This window comes from Pseudomonas sp. UBA3153, from assembly GCF_002364635.1.
Taxonomy (GTDB): Bacteria; Pseudomonadota; Gammaproteobacteria; order Pseudomonadales; family Pseudomonadaceae; genus Pseudomonas_O; species Pseudomonas_O kuykendallii.
This window is the reverse complement of sequence record NZ_DEYR01000023.1, coordinates 52,023-58,387: the sequence shown is the minus strand read 5'-3', so window position 1 is coordinate 58,387 and position 6,365 is coordinate 52,023. Positions and strand designations below refer to the sequence as shown.

General features: G+C 67.4%; 7 protein-coding genes. 5 read left to right on the top strand and 2 right to left on the bottom strand.

Annotated features, from left to right (window positions below):
* The 3 genes from B2X67_RS05250 to B2X67_RS05240 form a co-directional block, all read left to right on the top strand.
* Positions 1-518: FMN-binding negative transcriptional regulator (locus B2X67_RS05250; protein ID WP_286784831.1), on the top strand; the 518-nt coding region annotated here is incomplete at its 5' end.
* Between the two features lie 21 nt (positions 519-539).
* Positions 540-986, top strand: a complete 447-nt coding sequence (locus B2X67_RS05245) for a GNAT family N-acetyltransferase (RefSeq protein ID WP_286784830.1) — start codon at positions 540-542, stop codon at positions 984-986.
* A gap of 14 nt (positions 987-1,000) precedes the next feature.
* The gene (locus B2X67_RS05240; protein WP_286784829.1) at positions 1,001-1,681 is read left to right on the top strand and encodes a GNAT family N-acetyltransferase; all 681 of its coding nucleotides are present in this window, start codon (positions 1,001-1,003) and stop codon (positions 1,679-1,681) included.
* Positions 1,682-1,696: 15 nt separating this feature from the next.
* Here the strand turns inward: B2X67_RS05240 and B2X67_RS05235 are convergent, their stop codons facing one another.
* Positions 1,697-2,473 (bottom strand): DeoR/GlpR family DNA-binding transcription regulator, encoded by a 777-nt coding sequence (locus B2X67_RS05235; protein ID WP_286784828.1) that lies wholly within the window; start codon positions 2,471-2,473, stop codon positions 1,697-1,699.
* Positions 2,474-2,731: 258 nt separating this feature from the next.
* On the opposite strand from B2X67_RS05235, the gene B2X67_RS05230 reads away from it, so the two are divergent.
* Positions 2,732-3,736, top strand: a complete 1,005-nt coding sequence (locus B2X67_RS05230) for a phosphotransferase enzyme family protein (protein ID WP_286784827.1) — start codon at positions 2,732-2,734, stop codon at positions 3,734-3,736.
* On the top strand, positions 3,733-5,067 hold the full coding sequence (locus B2X67_RS05225; protein ID WP_286784826.1) for an aspartate aminotransferase family protein: 1,335 nt from the start codon (positions 3,733-3,735) through the stop codon (positions 5,065-5,067). The genes B2X67_RS05230 and B2X67_RS05225 overlap by 4 nt, the downstream gene beginning before the upstream one ends.
* Positions 5,068-5,431: 364 nt before the next feature.
* Here the strand turns inward: B2X67_RS05225 and fabG are convergent, their stop codons facing one another.
* Positions 5,432-6,196 (bottom strand): 3-oxoacyl-ACP reductase FabG, encoded by a 765-nt coding sequence (fabG, locus tag B2X67_RS05220; protein WP_282338831.1) that lies wholly within the window; start codon positions 6,194-6,196, stop codon positions 5,432-5,434.
* Positions 6,197-6,365: the final 169 nt, after the last annotated feature.

Genomic DNA, 6,365 nt, shown 5'->3' with positions numbered 1-6,365 from the left:
ACCTGCCGTTGCTGCTGGTGCCGGAGGAGGGGCGGTTCGGCACGCTCTACGGGCATGTCGCCCGGGCCAATCCGCACGGGCGGGTGCTCGCCGAGGGCGGTCCGGCGCTGGCGGTGTTCAGCGGGCCGGATGCCTACGTGAGCCCGTCCTGGTATCCGGCGAAGGCCGAGCACGGCAAGGTGGTGCCGACCTGGAACTACATCGCCGTCCACGCGCAGGGTCGCGCCGAGGTCTTCGACGAACCGGCGCGCCTGCTCGACCTGCTCGCCCGCCTCAGCGATCGTCACGAGGGCGGGCGCGCGAAACCCTGGGCGCTGGGCGATGCGCCGCGCGACTATATCGATGCCATGCTGCGCGCCATCGTCGGTTTCGCGTTGCCCATCGAGCGCCTGGAAGGCAAGTGGAAGCTCGGCCAGAACCGCAGCGCCGCGGACCGCCAGGGCGTGCGTGTCGGTCTCGGCGCCAGCACCGACGCGCGCGACCGGGAACTGGCGCAGCGCATGCTTGAAGAACCCTGAATCCACGCAGAAGGAACCCGCATGTCCACCCTCGAAATCCGCGCCGTCACGGCGGCCGACCACGACGCCTGGCTGCCGCTCTGGCACGGCTACCTGAGCTTCTACAAGAGCGAACTCGCCGAAGGCACCACGCCGGTCACCTGGCGGCGCTTCCTCGACCCCGCGGAGCCGATGCACGCCGCGCTGGCCTGGCAGGACGGCCGCGCCGTCGCGGTGGTGCACTGGATCTTCCACCGCTCCTGCTGGACGCTGGGCGACTACTGCTACCTGCAGGACCTGTTCGTCGCCGGCGACCTGCGCGGCGGCGGCATCGGCCGGCGGATGATCGAGCACGTCTACGCCGAGGCCCGCGCCGCCGGCGCCTCGCGCGTGCACTGGCTGACCCACGAAACCAACACCGACGCCATGCAGCTCTACGACCGCATCGGCGACCGCTCCGGCTTCGTCCAGTACCGCAAGCTGTTCTGACCAGGAAGTGCCCCATGACTGCTGAACGACACCTCGACTGGCAACCCGTCGCCGCGCCGTCGCACACTCCCATCGACGGCCGTTTCGTGCGGCTGGAACCGCTGGATAGCGCACGCCACGGCGACGATCTGTGGCGGGCGCTGCAGGGGCCGGAGGCCGACCCGCTGCTGTGGGAATACCTGCCCTATGGGCCATTCGCCGAGCGCGCGTCCTTCGATGCCTGGCTGGCGGGCAACCAGGCCAGCGCCGATCCGCTGTTCTTCGCCGTCATCGATCGCGCCAGCGGGCGCGCGGTCGGCCTGCTCGCCTACCTGCGCCTGGCGCCGAAGGACGGCTGCATCGAGATCGGCCACATTGCCTTCGGCCGCGTCATGCAGCGCACGCCGGGCTCGACCGAGGCGGTCTACCTGCTGGCGCAACGGGTGATGGGCGAGCTGGGCTACCGCCGCCTGGAATGGAAGTGCAACGCGCTCAACGCCCGCTCGATGCGTGCGGCGCAGCGCCTGGGCTTCGTCCACGAAGGCACCTTCCGCCAGCACATGGTGGTCAAGGGGCGCAACCGCGACAGCGCCTGGTTCTCCCTGCTCGACAGCGAATGGCCGCGCTGCCAGGCGGCATTCGCGCGCTGGCTGGGCGAGGACAACTTCGATGGGGAAGGGCGCCAGAAGCAGAGCCTGGAAGCACTGCGCGGCTGAGGGGCGGCCGGCGCTTCAGGCCGCCGGTTCGTTGCTCAGCCTGAGCGTCACCTTGTTCTGGTTCAGGCACTGCAGCAGCTTGCCGGTGGGCTGCTGGTCGGTGATCAGGCAGTCGACCTGGTGCCAGGAGGCGTAGCGACCGGGGAAGGTGCTGTTGAACTTGGAATGGTCGGCGACGATCAGCGTCTTGCTCGAACGCTGCATCATCGTGCTGTACACCGCGCTGCAGTCGATCAGCGCATCGCTGGCGCCGTCGTCCGACAGGCCGCTGGCGCCGAGAATCGCGTAGTCCGCTGAGAAGCCGTTGAGGAAGGCGATGGTGTGCGCGCCGACCATCGCGCCCTCGGTGGCGTGGTACTCGCCGGGCAGCACGAAGACGCGGATGGTCGGGTTGATCGACAGCACCGTGGCCACGCCGAAGGAGTGCGTGAGCACGGTGATGTCCTTCATCTCGGTGGCGATGCGCCGGGCCACGTGCACGGTGGTGGAGCCGGAGCCGAGCATGAGGATCTGCGCATCGGCGATCAGCTGCACGGTGGCCCGCGCGATGCGTTCGCGCTCGTTGATGTAGAGGCGGTGGCGTTCGGTCAGCGAGGGCTCGCTGGCGATGGCGCGCACGGCGCCGCCGTAGGTGCGGTTCAGGTGGCCGCCCTGGGTCAGCTCGTCGAGGTCGCGGCGGATGGTTTCGGTGGACACGTTGTGCAGGCGGGCCAGGTCGACGATACGCAGGCTCGGCGCATTGTTGAGTTCCGCCATGATCTTGGCCTGGCGTGCGGTTTTCGCTCTGGACATGTGCCCTCGAATCGCTGCGTTGAAGGTGGGCGCCAACTGTGGGATTCACCACAAAAAGGCCGATGGATTGCGCATGGTAGATCATTCGCCCCCGTGCGGGAACGCCCGGCGCCGTCACCTGACTGCGCGGCGTTGAAGGCTTTCCCGTCGCCCGAAATGGGGTCGTCTCGCCATGAAAATGTTGCAAGCGCAATATTTAATCTTGTTGCAGTGGTTCAAATGTTGTACTTCTAGCGCACCAAGGTTGTGGGGTTTGTCATGTTGTACGAAAGCGAATTTCTTCAGCGGCTCGAAGCCGGGCTGCGCGGGGCGCTGCCGAACTGGGGGCTGCCGGGGGATGCGGCGGTCAGATTGCTGGCGATCTCGGAGAACGCCACCTATCTGGTCGAGGACACTGCCACAAAACGCCGGCAGGTGATTCGCGTGCAGCGCCCCGACTATCACAGCGTCGCCGAGATCGAGTCCGAGCTGAGCTGGATTCTCGCGTTGCGCGAGTCCGGCCTGGTCAGCGCGCCGGCGCCGATTCCCACCCTCGACGGACGCCTGCTGTGCTCCTTCGCCGATGGCGACAGGGTGCGCCACGTCGCCGCCTTCGAGTGGATGCCGGGCAGCGAGCCGGACGCCGCCGGCGACCTCGCCGAGTGGTATCGCGTGCTCGGCCAGATCAACGCGCGCCTGCACCAGCACAGCCGCAGCTGGGTCAAGCCAGAGGGCTTCGTGCGCAAGGTGTGGGACTTCGACACCATCATCGGCCCGCGGGCGCACTGGGGCGACTGGCGCCAGGCGCTGGGCCTCGATGCGCACGGACGCGACGTGCTGGAACGTACCCAGGCGCTGCTGCGCGCGCAGACCGCGGCCTACGGCACCGATGCGCAGCGTTTCGGCCTGGTCCACTGCGACATGCGCCCGGCCAACCTGCTGGTGCATGGCGACCGCCTCAGCGTGATCGACTTCGACGACTGCGGGTTGAGCTGGTACGCCTACGACTTCGCCGCCTGCGTCAGCTTCCTCGAGGAAGACCCGCGGATACCGGACTTCCTCGCCGCCTGGCTGGACGGCTATCGCAGCGTTGCCGAGTTGCCCCGGGAGGACGAGGACGCCATTCCCATGCTGCTGATGCTGCGTCGCATGCAACTCACCGCCTGGATCGCCAGCCACGCCGAAACGCCCACCGCGCAGTCGATGGGCGAGGACTACACCCGCGGCACCGTTGCCCTGGCCGAGCGCTACCTGAGCGCCTATGCAGAGAAGGACCCGAGATGACCGAGTCGAAGCAAATCCTCCAGTTGAACCGCTTCGACATGGCCAGCGCCGAGCGCCTCGACGCGCGCCTGGCGACGCTGGTCGAGCGTCGCCGCGCCTCGTTCGGCGCCTCCTCGGTGCTGTTCTACCAAAAGCCGCTGGAGATCGTTCGCGCCGAGGGCGTGACCATGTTCGACGCGGCCGGCAAGGCCTACCTGGACGTCTACAACAACGTGCCCACCGTCGGCCACTGCCACCCGCAAGTAGTCGAGGCGATCAGTCGCCAGGCCGCGCTGCTCGCCACCAACAGCCGCTACCTGTACGAGAACCTGCATACCTACGCGGAAACCCTGCTGGCGACCTTCCCGGCGTCGCTGTCGAATCTGGTGCTGACCTGTACCGGCAGCGAGAGCAACGACATCGCCCTGCGCATGGCGCAGACCCACACCGGCGGCAACGGCTTCGTGGTGACCGAGACGGCCTATCACGGCAACACCACGGCGGTGATGGAAATCTCGCCGTCGTCGTACCGCAAGGGTAGCCCGCTGCCGCCGCACATCCGCACCATCCCGGCGCCGGACAGCTATCACCTGGAGCCGGGGCAGGAGGTCGGCAAGGTGTTCGCCGCGCACCTGCGCGCGGCCATCGGCGACCTGCAGAACAACGGCATCACCTTCGCCGGGCTGGTGGTGGACACGGTGTTCTCCAGCGACGGCGTGTTCGCCGATCCCGCCGGCTTTCTCGCCGAGGCGCTGGCCGTGGTGCACGAGGCGGGCGGGCTGTTCATCGCCGACGAGGTGCAGCCGGGCTTCGGCCGCACGGGCAAGGGCCACTGGTGTTTCGCCCGGCACGGCATCGAGCCGGACATCGTCACCCTGGGCAAACCCATGGGCAACGGCTACCCCATGGCCGGTGTCGTCACGCGCCCGGAACTGCTCGAGGCGTTCTGCGCCGAAACCGGCTACTTCAACACCTTCGGCGCCAACCCGGTGGCCGCCGCGGCCGGTCTCGCGGTGTTGCAGGTGATCGAGCAGGAGGGGCTGATCGCCAACGCCGACCGGATCGGCACGCTGCTGCGTGACGGCCTGCGCGACCTCGGTCGTCGCGACGAGCGGATCGGCGACGTGCGTGGCGCCGGCCTGTTCATCGGCCTGGAGTTCAGCCGTGGCCAGCGCGAGCCGGATGCCAGCCTGGCGGCTTACGTGATCAACGCGATGAAGGAGGAGGGCATCCTGATCGGCGCGGCCGGCGCCTACGGCAACGTCCTGAAGATTCGTCCGGCGCTGTGCTTCGGCGAGGACAACGCCGGCTTCTTCGTCGAGACGCTGGAGAAGGTGTTGCGGGCCGTGTGAGCCGCGCTTGACCATAGGGCGGGTTAGCGGCGCGCGACATTTCCTTCGCCGCATCACCGGCGGGCGCCTTCACCCACCCTACGGCCCGCGGCGTACCTGGTTGGCGGCATACCGAAGCCGAGGATTCACCCCGAATCACCCACCGCTTAACCCACCAGGCGGAGTCGCGTGAACCTCCGCTCCGCGTGGGTTGCGGTGCTACGCATTTCCTTCGTCGCATCACCGGCGGGTGCCTTGACCCAGCCTACGGCCCGCGTCGTACCTGTAGGGTGGGTTAGCGGCACCACGGGCCCGAGGGGTTCATCCCGAATCATCGCCCGCGTAACCCACCAGGCGGAGTCGAGATGAGCCCATCCTGCGGTCCTCAACCCAGCGCGGCACTGGATTCGGGGAGGACCTGGCCGCCGTCGATCACCAGCGTCTGGCCGGTGATGAAGCCGGCTTCGCGGGTGGAGAAGAACAGCACCGCGTTGGCGATGTCGTCCACCGAACCGAGGCGGCGCAGCGGGATCGAGGCGGCCATTTCCGCCTGGTAGTCGGCGCCCATGCCGTCCAGGCCTTCGGTGAGGATGTTGCCGGGCATCACCGCGTTGATGGTGATCCCGGCGCTGGCCAGTTCGATGGCGGCGGTGCGCATGAAGCCCAGTTGCCCGGCCTTGCTCGCGGCGTAGTGCGACCAGCCCGGATAGCCGGTGATCGGGCCGGTGATGGAGGAGGTGAGGACGATGCGGCCGAAGCCGTTCTTCTTCATCACCGGCAGGACCGCCTTGGTGCTGAGGAAGCTGCTGCGCAGGTTGGTGGCGATCACGTGGTCGAAGTCCGCCGTGGTCATGTCCTCGATGCGCGCCGAGGGAAAGATCCCGGCGTTGGCGGCGAGCACGTCCACCGAGCCGTAGCGTTCCACGGCGGCGTTCACCATCGCCTGGCAGGCCGATTCCTCGCTCACGTCGGCGGCGAACGCCGAGGCGTTGGCGCCGATGCCCTCGGCCACCGCCTGCGCGTCGGCGAGCGAGCGCGACACCACCAGCACGTTCAGCCCGGCCTGGCCGAAGCGTTTGGCGATGCCCAGGCCGATCCCGCGGCTGGCGCCCGTCACGATGACGGTTTTGTTTTGTAGTGACTCAAACATTTGGTGGTCCTCTCTGAATAGTGAGAGATCTCTGGCAAAATACAGACCACCAATCAAATATAGAAAAATCAATATCTTATGGGTCATACTCTGAAATCGAACGGATTTCGTGCTGCTTTTTAGTGCGTGAAGGTCCACATCTGGTGCGAAAAAAAATGTTGAACCTGCC

Coding starts and splice junctions, on each gene's coding strand:
- fabG (WP_282338831.1), bottom strand. CDS start 6,196: ATGTTTGAGTCACTACAAAACAAAACCGTCATCGTGACGGGCGCCAGC.
- B2X67_RS05245 (WP_286784830.1), top strand. CDS start 540: ATGTCCACCCTCGAAATCCGCGCCGTCACGGCGGCCGACCACGACGCC.
- B2X67_RS05225 (WP_286784826.1), top strand. CDS start 3,733: ATGACCGAGTCGAAGCAAATCCTCCAGTTGAACCGCTTCGACATGGCC.
- B2X67_RS05235 (WP_286784828.1), bottom strand. CDS start 2,473: ATGTCCAGAGCGAAAACCGCACGCCAGGCCAAGATCATGGCGGAACTC.
- B2X67_RS05240 (WP_286784829.1), top strand. CDS start 1,001: ATGACTGCTGAACGACACCTCGACTGGCAACCCGTCGCCGCGCCGTCG.
- B2X67_RS05230 (WP_286784827.1), top strand. CDS start 2,732: ATGTTGTACGAAAGCGAATTTCTTCAGCGGCTCGAAGCCGGGCTGCGC.